This window comes from Nocardiopsis sp. NPDC058631 (assembly GCF_042716955.1).
Classification (GTDB): Bacteria; Actinomycetota; Actinomycetes; order Streptosporangiales; family Streptosporangiaceae; genus Nocardiopsis.
This window is the reverse complement of the sequence record NZ_JBHXQY010000036.1, coordinates 15,059-32,910: the sequence shown is the minus strand read 5'-3', so window position 1 is coordinate 32,910 and position 17,852 is coordinate 15,059. Positions and strand designations below refer to the sequence as shown.

General features: G+C 72.2%; 14 protein-coding genes. All 14 read left to right on the top strand.

Annotated elements, in window-relative coordinates:
* Positions 1–3 precede the first annotated feature (3 nt).
* The 14 genes from ACFWTE_RS14275 to argH all read left to right on the top strand — a co-directional run bounded on the left by ACFWTE_RS14275 (position 4) and on the right by argH (position 17,645).
* Positions 4–846, top strand: a complete 843-nt coding sequence (locus ACFWTE_RS14275) for a TrmH family RNA methyltransferase (RefSeq protein ID WP_378779805.1) — start codon at positions 4–6, stop codon at positions 844–846.
* Positions 847–1,380: 534 nt separating this feature from the next.
* Positions 1,381–2,616, top strand: coding sequence for an ATP-binding protein (locus ACFWTE_RS14270; protein WP_378779804.1), 1,236 nt, complete (start codon positions 1,381–1,383; stop codon positions 2,614–2,616).
* A gap of 179 nt (positions 2,617–2,795) precedes the next feature.
* Positions 2,796–3,914 carry a phenylalanine--tRNA ligase subunit alpha gene (gene pheS, locus ACFWTE_RS14265; protein WP_378779803.1) on the top strand — a complete coding sequence of 373 codons (1,119 nt, stop codon included), beginning with the start codon at positions 2,796–2,798 and terminating at the stop codon, positions 3,912–3,914.
* The gene (pheT, locus tag ACFWTE_RS14260) at positions 3,914–6,403 is read left to right on the top strand and encodes a phenylalanine--tRNA ligase subunit beta (protein WP_378779802.1); all 2,490 of its coding nucleotides are present in this window, start codon (positions 3,914–3,916) and stop codon (positions 6,401–6,403) included. Before pheS ends, pheT begins: the two co-directional genes overlap by 1 nt.
* Before the next feature lie 465 nt (positions 6,404–6,868).
* Positions 6,869–8,095: an aspartate aminotransferase family protein gene (locus ACFWTE_RS14255; protein ID WP_378779825.1), complete on the top strand. Its 1,227-nt coding sequence runs from the start codon at positions 6,869–6,871 to the stop codon at positions 8,093–8,095.
* Positions 8,096–8,337: 242 nt separating this feature from the next.
* The gene (locus ACFWTE_RS14250) at positions 8,338–8,832 is read left to right on the top strand and encodes a MarR family winged helix-turn-helix transcriptional regulator (RefSeq protein WP_378779801.1); all 495 of its coding nucleotides are present in this window, start codon (positions 8,338–8,340) and stop codon (positions 8,830–8,832) included.
* Positions 8,833–9,026: 194 nt separating this feature from the next.
* Complete coding sequence (locus ACFWTE_RS14245; protein ID WP_378779800.1) at positions 9,027–10,442, top strand: NAD(P)/FAD-dependent oxidoreductase; 1,416 nt, start codon at positions 9,027–9,029, stop codon at positions 10,440–10,442.
* A gap of 158 nt (positions 10,443–10,600) precedes the next feature.
* Positions 10,601–11,629: an N-acetyl-gamma-glutamyl-phosphate reductase gene (gene argC, locus ACFWTE_RS14240; RefSeq protein ID WP_378779799.1), complete on the top strand. Its 1,029-nt coding sequence runs from the start codon at positions 10,601–10,603 to the stop codon at positions 11,627–11,629.
* An 18-nt stretch (positions 11,630–11,647) separates the two neighbouring features.
* A complete protein-coding gene (locus tag ACFWTE_RS14235) occupies positions 11,648–12,424 on the top strand; it encodes a bifunctional ornithine acetyltransferase/N-acetylglutamate synthase (protein ID WP_378779798.1) in 777 nt (258 codons plus the stop codon).
* Positions 12,421–13,419, top strand: coding sequence for an acetylglutamate kinase (gene argB, locus ACFWTE_RS14230; protein WP_378779797.1), 999 nt, complete (start codon positions 12,421–12,423; stop codon positions 13,417–13,419). The genes ACFWTE_RS14235 and argB overlap by 4 nt, the downstream gene beginning before the upstream one ends.
* Positions 13,416–14,627 (top strand): acetylornithine transaminase, encoded by a 1,212-nt coding sequence (locus ACFWTE_RS14225; protein ID WP_378779796.1) that lies wholly within the window; start codon positions 13,416–13,418, stop codon positions 14,625–14,627. The genes argB and ACFWTE_RS14225 overlap by 4 nt, the downstream gene beginning before the upstream one ends.
* Positions 14,624–15,568: an ornithine carbamoyltransferase gene (gene argF / locus ACFWTE_RS14220; protein ID WP_378779795.1), complete on the top strand. Its 945-nt coding sequence runs from the start codon at positions 14,624–14,626 to the stop codon at positions 15,566–15,568. The genes ACFWTE_RS14225 and argF overlap by 4 nt, the downstream gene beginning before the upstream one ends.
* The gene (locus ACFWTE_RS14215) at positions 15,568–16,101 is read left to right on the top strand and encodes an arginine repressor (protein ID WP_378779794.1); all 534 of its coding nucleotides are present in this window, start codon (positions 15,568–15,570) and stop codon (positions 16,099–16,101) included. The genes argF and ACFWTE_RS14215 overlap by 1 nt, the downstream gene beginning before the upstream one ends.
* A 125-nt stretch (positions 16,102–16,226) precedes the next feature.
* On the top strand, positions 16,227–17,645 hold the full coding sequence (gene argH / locus ACFWTE_RS14210) for an argininosuccinate lyase (protein ID WP_378779793.1): 1,419 nt from the start codon (positions 16,227–16,229) through the stop codon (positions 17,643–17,645).
* Positions 17,646–17,852: the final 207 nt, after the last annotated feature.

The following is a 17,852-nucleotide window of genomic DNA, read 5'->3' as shown; positions in this document are numbered from 1 at the left end:
GCGATGGCGAGCCACGAGTTCACGAGTATCCGGTCACCCAGGATCAAGGGGGTTCGGCGGCTCGCCAAACGCACCTTCCGCCAACGGGAGCGGCGCTTCCTCGCGGAAGGGCCGCAGGCGGTGCGCGAGGCCCTCGCCGCCGCCGGCGGCGGCGAGGGGCGGCCCCTCCGGACCGCCCCCGGCGTTGCGGAGGTCTACGCCACGGCGGAGGCCATGCAGCGCCACATCGACCTGGTGGACGCCGCCCGTGAGGCGGGCGTACCCACCCACAGGGTCAGCCTGGACGTGATGTCGGAGCTGGCCCAGACGGTGACCCCCCAGGGGATCATCGCGGTCTGCGAGTTCGTCGACGTCCCTCTGGACAAGGTCGGTGACGTCCGTCTCGCGGTCGTCCTCTCCCACGTCAGGGACCCCGGCAACGCGGGCACGGTGCTGCGCACCGCCGACGCGGCCGGTGCGGACGTCGTCATCTTCACCGACGCCTCCGTCGACCCCTACAACGGCAAGTGTGTGAGGGCCTCCGCCGGAAGCCTGTTCCACCTCCCCGTGGTCGTGGGCGTTCCCGTGTCCCGCGCGGTGGACTTCCTGCACGACAGGGGAGCCAAGGTGTGGGCCGCGGACGGCGGCGGTACGACGGACCTCCACGGTGTCGCGGACGGCGGCGATCTCGACGGTCCGGTCGGATGGGTGTTCGGTAACGAGGCCTGGGGCCTGCCGGAGGAGGTCGTCGGCCTGACGGACGGCGCGGTGAGCGTCCCGATCTACGGCGGGGCCGAAAGCCTGAATCTGGCCACGGCCGCAGCGGTGTGCCTCTACACCACCGCGCGGCAGCAGCGGCGCTCCTGACCCGCTTCACGGGCCACCCGATCGTGCCAGCTCACGCGCCAGATCATCACTCCCCGTAGTTGGGCCCGCGAGTACGGAAGGCCCTCCCCTCGCCCGCTCTGCTCCCGGTGACCAGGCAATGACGGTCTGCCCCATCCACCCGAAATGCACGTGCACGGGGCCCGAGTGCAGATAGGGTCTGACCAGGATCACGGAGGTTCATGCGTGTTGTGCGTGAACCCCGGCGGCCCTACCCGTGTCACGGGTGGGCGACTGCGCGGGCCCGCCTCCACCCGGCAGGCTTGACGACACGGTGTGAGCAGATCTCACGCGGAAGGGCCGCCGACCCCTGTTCCCGGGTGGCGGTTCGCGCGGAGGGTGCTTGTACGCTCGTCTCCCGTCGGACGCCCTGTCCCGGGCCGCAAGGCGTACCAGGTGGAAGTGCAGGGTAGACAACCTGCGGTGGTGTCCGCGGGCGTTCGCGGACACGGCCGGTCAGCGGTCCTCGGCCCAGGAGCCTGTGGTCGTGGACCTTCAAGGGGAGCGGGGAGAGGCGTGGGCAGCGGCCGGAAGGCGGATCACCCGGCGGAGGACGCGGGCGGCGGAGCCGCTCACCCGTCGGACGACCCGGGGCAGGGAGCCGACCCGGCCGACGCCCCCGCCGAGGCGCACGGGCGCGCCGTCCGGGCCCGTTCCGCACTGCGGAACGACCCTCCTTCGGTCGCGCTCCTGGACGTCGCCGGGGCCTCCGCCGGTCTCGCCGGCACCCCCCTGCACGCCGACGACCTCCCCGACGGCGTCGTCGTCGCCGACGCGGCGGGCCGCGTGGTCCTCTTCAACGCCCAGGCGGCCCAGCTCACCGGTGTCCCCACCGAGTCCGCGCTCGGCCGCGACTACCGCTCCGTCCTGCCCCTCGTCGGCCACGACGGCCACGACTGGTGGGAGGCCAGCGACCCCTACGGCGGCGCACGCGACCGGGTCCGCCAGCCCGAGCGGGCCCTCTTCCTGCCCGACGAGCGCGAGATACTCGTCGCCGCGCGCTACGTGCGGGCCCGCCCCGGCGGAGAACTCGTCCGCCTGGTCCTGACCCTGCGCGACGCCTCCACCCGTGCCGAGCGCAGCCGTGCCGACCTGGTCTCCGAGGTCGCCCACGAACTGCGCTCCCCCCTGACCAGCGTCAAGGGCTTCACCTCCACCCTGCTCACCAAGTGGGAGAGGCTCACGGACAAGCAGAAGCTGTTCATGCTGGAGACGGTCAACGCCGACGCCGACCGCGTCACCCGCCTCATCCACGACCTGCTCGACGTGTCCCGCATCGAGTCCGGACGTCTGGAGATCCGCCGCCAGGTCGTCGACCTGCCCGGTGCCGTGCGCCGGGTCGTCGCCGGGTTCGTCGCCGCCGGCGAACCCGAGGAGCGCTTCCGCGTCGAAGCCCGCGGTGATCTCCCCCAGATGTGGATCGACTCCGACAAACTCCACCAGATCCTGTCCAACCTCGTCGAAAACGGGGTGCGGCACGGCGCTGGTACTGTCAGTATCGTGATCGAGCCGTGTGAGGGAGGAACAGCGGTGTCGGTGCGCGACGAAGGCCAGGGCATAGCACCCGAGACCATTCCGCGCGTCTTCCGCCAGTTCTGGCGCAGCAAGCGCCGGAGCGGGACCGGCCTCGGGCTGTTCATCGTCAAGGGCCTCGTCGAGGCCCACGGCGGCACGATCACCGTCGGACGCGCCCCCAGCGGCGGCGCCGAGTTCCGATTTACCATGCCCGCCGGGACGCCCGAGTTCGTCTGAGCCCTCAGACCTCCAGCGCCCCCGGTGGGCTTTACGGCGTGTCCCGGAACCGGCAACGGTTCCTTCCCCGGGCATGCTCGACATCCACCTGTGCTCTTCCTGTCGGCTTCGTCCGCCCCGTCGCGGACCGTGACTGCTGCCCGACCCCTCCACGGGGGACGGCGGCGAGGCAACCAACCATGTCTGCACCGAACAATTCCTTCGACCCGGTCGAGGTGACCCCCCTGCACCCCGACGAGGTCGCCCGCATGCGCGAGGAGGCGCTGGCCGCCATCGAGGCAGCCGGCGACCTCGCCGAACTCAAGGAGGTCCGGCTCGCGCACGGGTCGGACCGCTCCCCGCTGGCCCTGGCCAACCGTGAGATCGGCGCCCTGCCGCCGGCAGCCAAGGCCGAGGCCGGCAAGCGCGTGGGCGGTGCCCGCCGCGACGTCGGCCAGGCGCTCAAGACCCGCCAGGCCGTCCTGGAGACCGAGCGGGACGAGCGGGTCCTCATCGAGGAGCGCGTCGACGTCACCCTGCCGTGGGACCGCATCCCGCGCGGCGCCCGCCACCCGCTGACCACCGTCGCCGAGCGGATGGCCGACATCTTCGTCGGACTGGGCTTCGAGGTCGCGGAGGGGCCCGAGGTCGAGGCCGAGTGGTTCAACTTCGACGCGCTCAACTTCCAACCCGACCACCCGGCCCGCACCATGCAGGACACCTTCTTCGTGGAGGGGCCCGACGGCGGCGAGTCCGGCCTGGTCATGCGCACCCACACCTCGCCGGTGCAGGTCCGCGCACTCCTGTCGCGCGAGCTGCCGGTCTACGTGGTGGCGCCCGGCAAGACCTTCCGCACCGACGAGCTCGACGCCACGCACAGCCCGGTCTTCCACCAGCTGGAGGGCCTGGTCGTCGACCGGGGCATCACGCTCGCACACCTGCGCGGCGCCATCGACGCCTTCGTCGAGAACATGTTCGGAGCGGGTCTGCGGACCCGTTTCCGCGCCTCCTACTTCCCGTTCACCGAGCCGTCCGCCGAGGTGGACATGGAGTGCTTCGTGTGCCGCGGTACGTCCGTGGGCAACCCGGACGCGCCGTGCCGCACCTGCTCCAGCGAGGGCTGGATCGAGATCGGCGGCTGCGGCGTGGTCAACCCGCGGGTGCTCACCGCGGCCGGAGTGGACCCGGAGGTCTACAGCGGTTGGGCCTTCGGCCTGGGAATCGAACGGACACTGATGTTCGCGCACGGCGTGCGCGACATGCACGACATGGTCGAGGGCGACATCCGCTTCACCTCGGCGTTCGGGAGTGAGAACTGATGCGCGTCCCCCTTTCCTGGCTGCGGGAGTACGTCGACCTTCCGGCGGACGTCCTCGCGCGCGACCTCGCGGGCCGGCTGACCCTGGCCGGTCTGGAGGTCGAGACCGTCGACGAGCTCGGCTCCGACCTCACCGGCCCCATCGTCTACGGCCGCGTGCTGGAGATCGAGGAGCTCACCGGTTTCAAGAAGCCCATCCGCCACTGCCGTGTCGACGTCGGCGACGCGAACGGCACGGGCGAGCCGCAGGAGATCGTCTGCGGTGCCCGCAACTTCGCCCAGGGCGACCTGGTCGTCGTCTCCCTGCCCGGAGCCGAGCTGCCCGGCGGGTTCCGGATCGGCGCCCGCAAGACCTACGGCAAGATGTCGGCCGGCATGATCTGCTCGGCGAGCGAGCTGGGCCTGTGGGAGGACCACAGCGGCATCGTCGTGCTGCCCGAGGGCTTTGGAGCCCCGGGCGAGGACGCCATCGGCCCCCTGGGCCTGCGCGAGGACGTCCTCGACATCGCCGTGACCCCCGACCGCGGCTACGCGCTGTCGGTGCGGGGTGTGGCCCGCGACACCGCCGCCCTGTACGGGGCGGACTTCCGCGACCCCGCTGACGTCGCCGTCGCCGCGCCCACCGGCGAGGGGCAGGCCGCGGAGATCGACCCGGCGCTGTGCGACCGCTACGTCCTGCGCGGCACCACGGGGTTCGACCCCGACGCCCCCAGCCCGCTGTGGATGAAGCGCCGTCTGCACCAGAGCGGCGTACGGCCCGTCTCCCTGGCCGTCGACGTCACCAACTACGTGATGCTCGAACTCGGGCAGCCCCTGCACGCCTGGGACCGGAGCGCCCTTCGGGGGCCGCTGCGGGTCCGGGCCGCGGAGGCGGGGGAGAAACTGGAGACCCTGGACCACGTCCAGCGCTCCCTGGACCCCGACGACACCGTCATCGCCGACGACAGCGGGCCGGTCAACATCGCGGGCGTCATGGGCGGTCTGACCACCGAGATCTCCCTCACCAGCACCGAGATCCTGGTCGAGGCCGGCCACTTCGACGCCATGCACATCGCCCGCGCCTCGCGGCGCCACCAGCTCTCCTCGGAGTCCTCCCGCCGCTTCGAGCGCGGCGTCGACTCCGCGGTGCAACTGGTCGCGGCCACCCGGGCGGCCGAACTCCTGGCCGAGCTGGGCGGGGCGACCGTCGAGACCGCCTACACCCACATCGACCGGACCGCCCCGCGCGAGCCCGTCGTGCTGCGCGCCTCGCACGCGAGTTCCGTCGCCGGGGTGGACTACCCCGAGGGCACCGCCGAGGCGTGGCTGCGCATCATCGGCTGCCGGGTCGAGTCCGACGGGGACGTCCTCATGGTCACCCCGCCCACGTGGCGGCCCGACATCACCGACCCCAACGACCTCGCCGAGGAGGTCATCCGCTTCGAGGGCTACGAGAACATCCCCTCGATCCCGCCACGGGCCAGGAGCGGGCGCGGCCTCACCGCCGGGCAGCGCCTGCGCAGGGCGGTCGGCCGTACCCTCGCAGACGCCGGGTACCACGAGGTGCTCAACTACCCCTTCGTGGGCGAGCGCGACCTCGACGGCCTCCAGCTCCCCGCCGACGACGACCGCCGTGTCAGCCTGCGCCTGGCCAACCCCCTCAACGAGGAGGAGCCGCTGCTGCGCACCACGCTGCTACCGGGCCTGTTCAAGGCCCTGGCCCGCAACGCGGGGCGCGGCTTCACCGATGTCGCGCTGTTCGAGACCGGTCTGGTCTACCGGCCCAAGCCGGACGCGGCCCGCGCCCCGCTCCTGCCGGTCGACCGAGGCCCCGGAGCAGGGGAGCTCGCCGAGATCGAGGCGGCCGTGCCCCACCAGCCGCGGCGTGTGGGCGCGGTGCTGGCCGGGAACATCGAGCGCGCCGGTTGGTGGGGTCCCGGCCGCGCGGCCACGTGGGCCGACGCGGTCCAGGCCGCCCGGCACGTCGCACGGACCGCCGGGGTCGAGCTGGAGGTCGAGGCCGACCAGCACGCCCCCTGGCACCCGGGCCGCTGCGCCGCGCTCTACGTGCGGGTCGGGGGCGAGCGCCTGCTCGTCGGCCACGCGGGTGAGCTCCACCCGCGCGCGCTGAAGGCGTTCGGTCTGCCCGAGCGCTCCGCGGCCGTCGAGGTCGACCTGGACCGGATCGAGAGCGCACGCCCGCCCGTGGTCGCGCCGGAGGTGTCCACCTACCCGGTGGCCACCCAGGACGTGGCGCTGGCCGTGGACGAGTCGGTTCCGGTCGGGCTCGTCAGCGCCGCCCTGGCCGAGGGCGCGGGCGATCTGCTGGAGAGTGTCAGGCTGTTCGACGTCTACACCGGCGAGCAGGTCGGCGAGGGCCGCAAGTCGGTCGCCTTCACCCTGAGGTTCCGCGCCGGGGACCGCACGCTGACGGCGGAGGAGGCCGGTGCGGCCCGCGACGCCGCCGTCGCCCTGGCCGCCGTGCGGACCGGCGCCGTCCTGCGCGGCTGACCGGCGCCCGGACCCCGGGCGAGCACGACGGGGCCGGTCCTTCCCGAGAGGGGAGCGACCGGCCCCGCCTCTTTGTGTTAAGACAGTGCTGCGAACGCGGTTCCGAGAGCCTGCATATTGCGAAACGCCTCGCCGGGGAGTCCGGATTCCAGACTAATTTGAGCCCTGTTTTTCCAGCCCAGCAAGGGTTTTGGTGCGAACCGCCGAGGGTAACCGGAATGAAGTTTGGGTTTCGGGGCATGAATCTTCGTTTTGGCTCTTGCTGTGAGGTGGGTCGCAAGCTTAGCCTGCAATCACCTGCCGCATCCGGGCGCCCGGTGTAGGTCGGATCAACCTGAGTTTTCCGCTGCGCGCTTGCGCATGACACGGCTCGGAGGTCGCCATATGACCGAAACGGTTGTCTCGTCCGCGCTCACTCCCAAGGAGTACAGGGAGCCCAGCCGTCTCTGGCACACGTTCTGCGATATGAACACCGTGGCCAGAGGGCCCGAGTTCATGGTGGCCCGCGCCGACGGCGTGTGGTTGTGGGACGCGTCCGGGGACCGGTACCTCGACGGTACCGCCAGTCTCTGGTACTGCAACGTCGGGCACGGACGCACCGAGATCGCAGACGCGGTCCACCGCCAGATCAGCACTCTGGACGCCTACACCGTCTACGGGGACTTCTCCAACGGTCCCGCCGTGGAACTCAGCGAACGACTGGCCGCCCACGCGCCGGTCGCCGACCCCAGGGTGATCCTCACCTCCGGGGGCGGGGAGTCCATCGAGACCGCCGCCAAGCTCGCCCGGCGCTACTGGGCGGTCATGGGGCAACCCGAGCGCACGCACCTCATCAGCCGGACCGGCGGCTACCACGGGTTGCACGGCTTCGGCACGAGCATCTCCGGCATGGACCGCTTCCGCAACGGCTACGGCCGGGTGGTCGAGGACACCTCGGTGGTACCGCACGACTCGGCGGCGGCGCTGGAGGCCGAGATCCTGCGGATCGGCCCGGAGCGGGTCGCCGCGTACTTCGCGGAGCCGGTGATCGGAGCGGGCGGCGTCTACCCGCCCGGGGAGGGCTACTTCACCGAGGTCGCCCGGATCTGCCACAAGTACGGTGTGCTGTTCATCGTCGACAGCGTCATCTGCGGGTTCGCCCGGATGGGGAACTGGTTCGGGATCGAGCGGTTCGGGGTGAGCCCGGACATGGTGGTGTTCGCCAAGGGCGTCTCCAGCGGCTACCTGCCGCTCGGCGGCATCGTGGTCAGCGGACGGGTGGCCGACCCGTTCTACAACGGCGAGGGCAACGCGTTCCTGCACGGGACCACCTACGCCGGGCACCCGACGGCGTGTGCCGCGGCCATGGCCAACCTGGACATCCTGGAGCGCGAGGACCTCTTCACCGTTTCGCTGGAGGTGGAGCGGCACCTGGACGTCGCACTCCAGGGACTGGCCTCCCACCCGCTGGTGGCCGAGGTCCGTTCCGGGGTCGGGGTGATGGGCGGGGTCGAGCTCACGGAGGAGGCACTGACAGGCCGGGGGATCACCACGGCGGAGGTGTTCGCCGAGGCGCGCGCCCGCGGCGTCATCGTCCGGCCGATCCCCACGTCGCTCCTGGTCTCGCCGCCGCTGGTCATCACCTGGGAGCAGATCGACCACATGGTGTCCACGCTCTCCGCCGCGCTGGACGCGGTGGCCGCACGCCACTGAGGATCGGGTCCCGCCGCCTCCGGGGGGTGCGGCGGGACCCGGTCGAGAACGACGGGGCACCCCTGCGGGAGAACCGGTCCCCGACATCCACGCCTGGCCGTCCTGCCGACGGGCCGGGCGCGACGCGTTCCGGCCGAAATCCCTTGAGAAGTCTCAGCATTCGAGTAATGTTTGCTGGGAAGATATTTCTTTTGGGTGAGATGCGAGCCGGCGTCCACCCCGGAACGGACAGGGAGTGGGCCATGACGACGCAGCCGATCGACGCCGAGACGGACACGGGGGCCGCCGCGCCGAGCGACGACGACCTCATCACCGCCTGGGGGCTGGTCCATGAGGCGATGAACGCCGTCCAGCCCAAGCTCCTGGGCGGCATAACCCCCGACGGCAAGGACATGGCGGGGCCGTGGTTCGAAGTCCTCATCCGGCTTCAGCGCACCCCCGGGCACCGCCTGCCGATGAGCCGGCTGGCCAGGGAGGTCAGCCTCAGCACGGGCGGCTTCACCAAGCTCGCGGACCGGTTGGAGCGCGAGGGCCACCTCGTGAGGGAGAACTGCGCCTCCGACCGGCGGGTCGTCTACGCCGCCCTCACCGAGCAGGGCCTGGACTTCATCGGCAGGACTCGGACCAGGCACGTCGAACGGCTTCGTGAACACGTGCTCGCCCCGCTCGGAGCCGGGGGAGTGCGACAGCTCGCCTCCATCGCACGCACTCTCCGTGACACCTCGTGTGGCGGATGAGCGTTGCGGTCCGTGACTGTGAGTGGTCGAACCCCCTCCTGTAGCGGGTGGAACGGCGCGTGGGCGCCGAAAACATCCCATGGGTTGACGTTCCCGTGTAGGTTGGCGGGAGTTCGTGGGTTCCGCGCGGGGATGGGTCGCGGGCGTGCAAGGTTCCGGGGGGAATGATGAGACCGTTCACCACTGCGGCGCAGATGAGGCCGATTCCCCGGTCCTCACGATTCGCCAACGGCGGCGTTTCCTTCTGGTTCCGGGACGGGGGGCTCCCCGACCGCAGGCCGTCCCTCTCCGGCGCCGCTGACTACGACGTCTGCGTGGTCGGAGCCGGTTACACCGGCCTGTGGACCGCCTACTACCTCAAGAAGGCGCAGCCGGACCTGCGGGTGGCCATCATCGAACGTGAGTTCGCAGGGTTCGGAGCCTCTGGTCGTAACGGAGGGTGGCTCTCCGCGGAGTTCGCCGGTCCTCGTGAGCGTTACGCGCAGTCACACGGCAAGTCCTCGATGATCGCTCTCCAGCGGGCCATGATGGAGACCGTCAACGAGGTCGTCGCCGTCGCGCAGGCGGAGGGCGTCGAGGCCGACGTCGTCCGGGGCGGCATGCGCCTGGTGGCCACCAACGCGGCCCAGCAGGAGCGCCTGACCGCCGAGATCGAGTACCTCCAGGAGTGGGGCTACTGGCCCGACGACATCCATCTCCTGGCCCACGACCACGAGCCCCGGCTGGTCGTGGCCGGGGCGGTCGCCTCGGCCTACTCCCCGCACGCCGCGCGCGTGAACCCCGCCAAGCTCGTCACCGGGCTGGCCCGCGTGGTGGTGGACCTCGGTGTCGACCTCTTCGAGGGCACCGCCGTCGAGGAGATCCGGCCAAGGCAGGGCGCGGCCCGTCCCGCGGTCGTCACCGACCACGGCACCGTCACCGCCGACCACGTCGTCCGCGCCACGGAGGGCTTCGCCTCACCCCAGCGCGGACAGCGCCGCGAGCGGATCCCGATGCGCTCCTCGATGATCGTCACGGAGCCGATCCCCGCGGATCTGTGGGAGAAGATCGGCTGGGAGGGGCGCGAGGTCCTGGGCGACGCGGCCCACTCCTACGTCTACGCCCAGCGCACGGCGGACGACCGCATCGCCATCGGGGGGCGCGGAGTGCCGCACCGTTCCGGTCCCGACCAGGACGGTTCCACGCAGCCGCAGGAGATCGCCGGACTGTGGCGCGCCCTCACCCGGATGTTCCCCGACGTGGCAGACGTACCGGTCGAGCACGCCTGGTCCGGGCTGCTCGGGGTGGCGCGCGACGGGTGCCCAAGCGTGCACATGGACTCCGGCTCCGGGCTGGGCTGGGCCGGCGGCTACGCGGGCAGCGGGGTGGCGGCGGCCAACCTGGCCGGGCGTACCCTGCGCGACCTCGTCCTGGGCCGGCAGACGGACCTGACCCGTCTGCCGTGGGTCGGACACAAGGCCCGGGGCTGGGACCCCGAGCCCCTGCGCTGGGCCGGTACACGGGTCGTCGACGGCCTGTACCGCACCGCGGACCGCCGCGAGTCCAAGACCGAGGACAAGGGTCACACCTCCCGCCTCGCGGGGATCGCCACCCGCATCGCGCGCCGCTGAGACCGCCCGGGGCCGCTGGGCGGCTCCGCGCCCGCGAGCCGCCGCCCTGCCCGCCGCTCGGTGAGCCCCCTGCCGGGACGGCGGGGCTTTCCGCACTGGGTTGCATAAATTTGCAGTGGGATGCATGATAGTCCAGTCGGACGAGATGAGGGAGCGGCATGGGATACAGCGCGGCGATCGCCGGAGCCAGCGGCTACGCGGGGGGAGAACTCCTGCGCCTGCTCCTCGGCCACCCCGAGATCGAGATCGGCGCGGTCACCGCCGCGAAGAACGCCGGAACCCCTCTCATCCAGCACCAGCCGCACCTGCTGCCCCTGGCCGACCGAGTCCTGGCCCCCACCGACGCCGACGCCCTGCGCGGGCACGACATCGTGTACCTCGCGCTGCCGCACGGCCAGTCCGCCGACCTCGCGCAGCAGCTCGGCGACGGTGTCCTCGTCGTCGACTGCGGAGCCGACTTCCGGCTCAACGACCCCGCCGCCTGGGAACGCTTCTACGGGACCCCGCACGCCGGCACCTGGCCCTACGGCCTCCCGGAGCTCCCAGGACAGCGCGAACGGCTCGTCGGCGCCACCCGTGTCGCCGTCCCCGGCTGCCACGTCACCGTCGCCACCCTCGGCCTGTTCCCAGGACTGGCCGAGCAGCTCGTCGAGCCCGACCTGACCGTCGTCGCCGTCACCGGCACCTCCGGCGCCGGCAAGGCCCCCAAGCCCAACCTGGTCGGCAGTGAGATCATGGGCGCCCTCAGCCCCTACGGGGTCGGCGGCACCCACCGGCACAACCCCGAGATCATCCAGAACCTCACCTCCGTGACGGGCGAGCCGGTCCGGCTCTCCTTCACCCCGGTGCTCGCACCGCTGCCCCGCGGCATCCTCGCCACCTGCACCGCGCCCCTCCGGCCCGGCGTCACCGCGGAACAGGTCCGCGCCGCCTACGAGACCGCCTACGCGGACGAGCCCTTCGTCCACCTGCTCCCCGAGGGGACCTGGCCCAGCACCGCCATGACGCTGGCCGCCAACACCACCCTCGTCCAGGTCACCGTCGACCCCGAGGCGGGCCGCATGGTCGCGGTCGCCGCCCTGGACAACCTCACCAAGGGCACCGCCGGCGGCGCCGTGCAGAGCACCAACATCGCCCTCGGGCTGCCCGAGACCGCCGGCCTGCCGCTCGCCGCGGTCGCGCCCTAGGACGAGGACCACACCACCGTGAGTGTCACAGCACCCCTCGGGTTCCGCGCCGCCGGAGTCGCCTCCGGGCTGAGGGCCGACGGAGCCCGGGACGTCGCCGTCGTCATCAACGACGGCCCCTCCCGCGCCGCAGGAGCCGTCCTCACCAACGCCCGGGACGCCGCGGCCCCGGTCCTGTGGACCCGCCAGGTCGTCTCCGGAGGGCGCGTGCGCGCCGCCGCCCTCAACTCGGGCGGGGCCAACGCGGGCACCGGCCCCCTCGGGTTCCAGGACGCACACGCCGAGGCCGAGCACACCGCCGCACTGCTGGACGACTCCGCCGCCGAGATCGTCCTGTGCTCCGCCGGCCCCGTCGGGCCCCGCCTCCCCATGGACACCGTCCGCGCGGGCCTCACCGCGGCCGTCGCCGAGGCGGGCCGGAGCGGCGGGCTGCACGCGGCCGACGCCGTCCGCACCACGGACACCGTCGTCAAGATCGCCTTCAGGCGCGCCGACGGCCACACCGTCGGTGCCATGGCCAAGGGCCCCGACTCCTCCCTGTCCACCGGGCTGTACGTCCTCACCACCGACGCCGACGTCACCGGGGACCAGTGCCAGCGCCTGCTGGCCGACGCCGTCGGGAAGACCCTCGGCCCGCTCACCGCCACCAACGACACCGTGCTGCTCATGGCCAGCGGCGCCAGCGGCACCATCCCCGACGAGGACGCCCTCGCCGCACTGCTCACCGAGGTGCTCGCAGAGCTGGCCGCCCAGGTCGGCGCCGACACCCCCGACACCGACGAGAACCCGACATGATCGCGCGCTCAGCACATCCGACAGCGGACCAGGCCCAGGCCATCGACAAGGCCTCCCACCTCATCGAGGCGCTGCCGTGGCTCTCCCGCTTCCACGGCCGCACCGTCGTGGTCAAGTACGGCGGCAACGCCATGATCAGCGAGGAACTGCGGGTCCGCTTCGCCGAGTCCATCGTCTTCCTCCACTACGCGGGCCTGCGCCCCGTCGTCGTCCACGGCGGCGGCCCCCAGATCAGCGCCCAGCTCGCCCTGGCCGGGGTCGAGTCCCGCTTCACCGCCGGACTGCGCGTCACCACGGACGAGGCCATGGACATCGTCCGCATGGTCCTCACCGGACAGGTCAACCGCGAGATCGTGGGGCTCGTCAACCAGCACGGCCCCTTCGCCGTGGGCATGTCGGGCGAGGACGCCAACCTTTTCGTCGCGGAGCGCAAGAGCGTCGAGGTGGACGGCGAGACGGTCGACATCGGCCGCGTCGGCGAGATCACCGGGGTCCACCCCGGTGCCGTCGCCGCGCTCATCGCCGACGGACGCATCCCCGTCGTCTCCAGCATCGCCCGCGCGGACGACGGGGGCGTCTACAACGTCAACGCGGACACCGCGGCGTCGGCCCTGGCGGTCGCGCTCGGTGCCAGCAAGCTCATCATGCTCACCGACGTCGAGGGCCTGTTCGCCGACTACCCGGCCAACACGGAGCTGATCAGCCGCCTCACGGTCGAGGAACTCAAGGTCCTCCTGCCCTCCCTGTCCTCGGGCATGCTCCCCAAGATGGAGGCGTGCCTGCGCGCGGTCGAGGGCGGCGTCCCCCAGGCCCACATCATCGACGGCCGCGTCCCCCACTCCCTGCTCCTGGAGGTCTTCACCGACCAGGGTGTGGGAACCATGGTCGCCGACCAGCAGCTGGAGGCCGGACTGGCCGCCGGAAACGGACACACCCCGCGCCCCGGGCGCACCACCGACACCATCGCCGTCACGAACGCAGGAGGCGCACAGTGACCAGCAGTTCCACCCTGCGCGAGCGCTTCGCCGCCTCGCTCATGCCCAACTACGGTGTTCCGCCCGTGGTCCTCACCCTCGGCCGCGGCTGCGAGGTCTACGACGCGGACGGGCGCCAGTACCTCGACCTCATCGCCGGCATCGCCGTCTCCAGCCTCGGGCACGGCCATCCCGCCATGGTCAAGGCGGTCGCGCACCAGGCGGCCACCCTCGCCCACACGAGCAACCTGTTCGTCCACGAACGCGAGGTCGAGCTGGCCGAGCGCCTGGTCGGACTGCTCGGAGGCGACGCCAAGGTCTTCTTCGCCAACTCCGGCACCGAGGCCAACGAGGCCGCCCTCAAGCTCGTCAAGCGCGCGGCCGGTCCCGGACGCCACTACTTCGTCGCCGCGTCCAAGGGCTTCCACGGGCGTACCTCCGGTTCCCTCGCCCTCACCGGCAAGGACTCCATCCGAGAGCCCTTCGGTCCCTTCGGCATGGACGTGCGCTTCGTCCCGCACGGAGACCTGGACGCGCTCCGCGAGGCCGTCGACGAGTCCTGCGTCGCCGTGTTCACCGAACCCACCCAGGGGGAGGCCGGGGTCGTCCCCGCGCCCGAGGGCTACCTCGCCGGGGTCCGCGAGATCTGTGACGGGAGCGGCGCCGCCTTCGTCCTGGACGAGATCCAGAGCGGCATCGGCCGCACCGGCGAGTGGTTCGCCCACCAGGCCGAGGACGTGCGCCCCGACGTGCTCACCCTCGCCAAGGGCCTGGGCGGCGGACTGCCCATCGGCGCCTGCGTCGGCTTCGGCGAGTACGCCGACGCCTTCCACAAGGGCGACCACGGCTCCACCTTCGGCGGCAACCCCGTCGCCTGCGCCGCCGCCCTCGCCGTCATCGACACCATCGAGAACGAGGGCCTTCTCGCGCACACCTCCGTCATGGGCGACCTGCTCGCCGAGCAGCTCGACGGCATCGACCACCCCCTGCTCGCGGGACAGCGCGGCTCCGGGCTGTGGCGGGCGCTGGAACTCTCCGGCCCGCACGCCGCCCACGTCCAGGAGCAGGCCGCCGTCCGCGGGTTCCTCGTCAACGCGGTCGCCCCCGACGCGGTGCGGATCGCCCCGCCCCTGGTCATCACCCCCGAACAGATCGGCGTGTTCATCGAGGCACTGCCGACCATCCTGGACGCGGCCGAGGCCGCGGCGACGAAGGAGACGCAGCCGTGACCCGCCACTTCCTGCGTGACGACGACCTGAGCCCGCACGAGCAGGCCCGGGTCCTCGACCTCGCCGACGACATGAAGGCGGACCGCTTCGGCCACCGGCCGCTCGCCGGGCCGCGCACCGTCGCCCTGATCTTCGACAAACCGTCCACCCGGACCCGCCTGTCCTTCAGCGTCGGCGTCACCGACCTCGGGGGCAGCCCGCTCGTCCTGGACTCCGGCAGCACCCAGATGGGCCGCGGCGAACCACTGGAGGACACCGCACGGGTCCTGGAGCGCCAGGTCGCCGCCGTCGTGTGGCGCACCTTCGCCCAGAAGGACCTGGAGACCCTGGCCGCCCACATCTCCGTCCCGGTGGTCAACTCGCTCACCGACGAGTTCCACCCCTGCCAGATCCTCGCCGACCTCCAGACGATCCGCGAGCACAAGGGGAACCTGGCGGGGCTCACCCTCGCCTACCTCGGCGACGGCGCCAACAACATGTCCCACTCCTACCTGCTGGGCGGGGCCACCGCCGGACTCCACGTCCGCGTGGGCGCGCCCGAGGGCTACCACCCCGATGCCGAGGTGCTCGCCCGCGCGGCGCGGATCGCGGAGCAGACCGGGGGATCGGTGTCGGTCACCACCGACCCGGGGGAGGCCGCGGACGGCGCCGACGTCCTGGCCACCGACACCTGGGTCTCCATGGGCCAGGAGGACGAGGCGGGCGACCGCGAGGCGCCCTTCCGCCCCTACATCGTCGACGCCGCGCTGCTCTCTGCCGCGGACCCCGCGGCGATCGTCCTGCACTGTCTGCCCGCCTACCGGGGCAAGGAGATCTCGGCCGAGGTCATCGACGGCCCCCGGAGCGTCGTGTGGGACGAGGCGGAGAACCGCCGCCACGCACAGAAGGCCCTTCTCACCTTCCTGCTCGAAACCAGTGACGCCCCCGGTCCCGACCAGTGATGACCGGGGAGAACGGCGGCACCGCGCCGATGACCAAAGCGGCCAGACACGCCCGGATCACCGACGTCCTCACCCGTGAGGACGTCCGGTCCCAGGGCGAACTGGCCCGCCGCCTCTCCGAGGCGGGCGTCCAGGTCACCCAGGCCACCCTCTCCAGGGACCTGGACGAACTGGGCGCGGTCAAGCTCCGCACCGCCGCCGGACACCTGGCCTACGTGCTGCCGGGCGAGGGCGGCGAACGCCTCCAGCGCACCCGGCCCGGCGGCCTCGACCTCGAACAGGTCTCCGGTGCCCGCCTCACCCGGCTGGCCGAGGACCTGCTGGTCTCGGCAGAGGCCTCCGCCAACATGGTCATCGTCCGCACCCCGCCCGGCGCGGCGCAGTACCTGGCGTCGGCCATCGACCACACCGACTTCCACGCCATCCTGGGCACCATCGCGGGCGACGACACCATCATGGTGATCTCCCGCGACCCCCAGGGCGGCGAGGAGCTGGCCGCCGCCCTCCTGCGGCTGGCGGACCGCAGACCGTAGCCCCGACCGCGCTGTCGCGAGCGAGGCCACCCGCGTGGACGCCGGGTGCGCCGCGGCAGGAGACATCCCGGCGGTGCGGAGCCGTTGCGGCCCCGCACCCACCCACACACGTCAAGGAGACCACCATGGCCGACCAACCCGAGGCGCTGCGCCTGTGGGGAGGCCGTTTCGAGGGCGGCCCCGACCAGGCCCTGGCGAGGCTGTCGCTGAGCACCCACTTCGACTGGCGCCTCGCCCGCCACGACATCGCCGGTTCGCGCGCCCACGCGCGGGCCCTGCACCGTGCGGGCCTGCTCGGCGCGGACGAGCTGGACCGCATGATCGAGGGCCTGGACCGGCTGGAGACCGACGTGGCGTCCGGTGAGTTCACCCCCGTCCTGGAGGACGAGGACGTGCACACCGCACTGGAGCGCGGCTTCATCGAGCGGGTCGGCCCGGAGCTCGGCGGCCGTCTGCGCGCCGGACGCTCCCGCAACGACCAGATCGCCACCCTCGTGCGCATGTACCTGCGCGAGGAGGCCAGGCAGATCGCCGACCGGCTCCTGGACCTCGTCCAGGCCCTGGCGGACCAGGCCGGGGCCCACCCCGGCGCCGCCATGCCCGGCCGCACCCACCTCCAGCACGCCCAGCCGGTGCTGCTCGCCCACCACCTGATGGCGCACGCCTGGCCGCTGCTGCGCGACATCGAGCGCCTGCGCGACTGGGACCGCCGCGCAGCGGTCTCCCCCTACGGCTCCGGCGCCCTCGCGGGTTCGTCGCTGGGTCTGGACCCGCGTGCCGTCGCCGAGGAGCTGGGCTTCCCCGACTCGGTGGAGAACTCGATCGACGGCACCGCCGCCCGCGACGTCGTCGCCGAGTTCTCCTTCGTCACCGCGATGATCGGCGTCGACCTGTCCCGCCTCTCGGAGGAGGTCATCCTGTGGGCGACGAAGGAGTTCTCCTTCGTCACGCTCGACGACGCCTTCTCCACGGGCTCGTCGATCATGCCGCAGAAGAAGAACCCCGACGTCGCCGAGCTGGCACGCGGCAAGGCCGGTCGGCTCGTCGGTGACCTCACCGGCCTGCTGACCACCCTCAAGGGGCTGCCGCTCGCCTACAACCGGGACCTCCAGGAGGACAAGGAGCCGGTGTTCGACGCGGTCGACACCCTCCACCTGCTGCTGCCCGCCATGACGGGCATGGTCGCCACCCTGACCTTCCACACCGACCGGATGGCGGAGTTGGCGCCACAGGGCTTCTCCCTGGCCACCGACATCGCGGAGTGGCTGGTGCGCGAGCGGGTGCCGTTCCGCGAGGCGCACGAGATCGCGGGTACCTGCGTGCGGGTGTGCGAGGAGCGCGGTATCGACCTGCCCGATCTCGGTGACGACGACTTCGCCGCGATCTCCGGGCACCTGACCCCGGCCGTGCGCGAGGTCCTCACCGTCCACGGATCCCTGGCCTCCCGCTCGGGGCGCGGCGGAACAGCCCCTGTCCGGGTCGGCGAGCAGCTGGAGCGGCTGCGCGCCGGCGTGGAGGAGCACCGCAAGGGCTTCCCGGCGTAGCCGCCCGGGGCCCGCAGCGGGCGCGCACCCCCACCGGGTGCGCGCCCGCGGTCGTTCGCGCGGCCCCGTTCCGCGCACGCCTTCGCGCTCCCTCCTGCCGTGCGGAACCCATTTCGTCATTTCTCCCGCACCCGCCGTCCGGGTGCTGTAGCGTCCTGAGTCTGCGGGCACCATGCGTGGCCCTTCCTGTGCACAACGTGACGGACC

Bases quoted from the DNA above. Each gene is read 5' to 3' on its own strand.
- ACFWTE_RS14245 (WP_378779800.1), top strand. From the start codon at position 9,027: ATGAGGCCGATTCCCCGGTCCTCACGATTCGCCAACGGCGGCGTTTCC.
- argH (WP_378779793.1), top strand. From the start codon at position 16,227: ATGGCCGACCAACCCGAGGCGCTGCGCCTGTGGGGAGGCCGTTTCGAG.
- argB (WP_378779797.1), top strand. From the start codon at position 12,421: ATGATCGCGCGCTCAGCACATCCGACAGCGGACCAGGCCCAGGCCATC.
- ACFWTE_RS14275 (WP_378779805.1), top strand. From the start codon at position 4: ATGGCGAGCCACGAGTTCACGAGTATCCGGTCACCCAGGATCAAGGGG.
- ACFWTE_RS14215 (WP_378779794.1), top strand. From the start codon at position 15,568: ATGACCGGGGAGAACGGCGGCACCGCGCCGATGACCAAAGCGGCCAGA.
- pheT (WP_378779802.1), top strand. From the start codon at position 3,914: ATGCGCGTCCCCCTTTCCTGGCTGCGGGAGTACGTCGACCTTCCGGCG.
- pheS (WP_378779803.1), top strand. From the start codon at position 2,796: ATGTCTGCACCGAACAATTCCTTCGACCCGGTCGAGGTGACCCCCCTG.
- argC (WP_378779799.1), top strand. From the start codon at position 10,601: ATGGGATACAGCGCGGCGATCGCCGGAGCCAGCGGCTACGCGGGGGGA.
- ACFWTE_RS14250 (WP_378779801.1), top strand. From the start codon at position 8,338: ATGACGACGCAGCCGATCGACGCCGAGACGGACACGGGGGCCGCCGCG.
- ACFWTE_RS14255 (WP_378779825.1), top strand. From the start codon at position 6,869: ATGAACACCGTGGCCAGAGGGCCCGAGTTCATGGTGGCCCGCGCCGAC.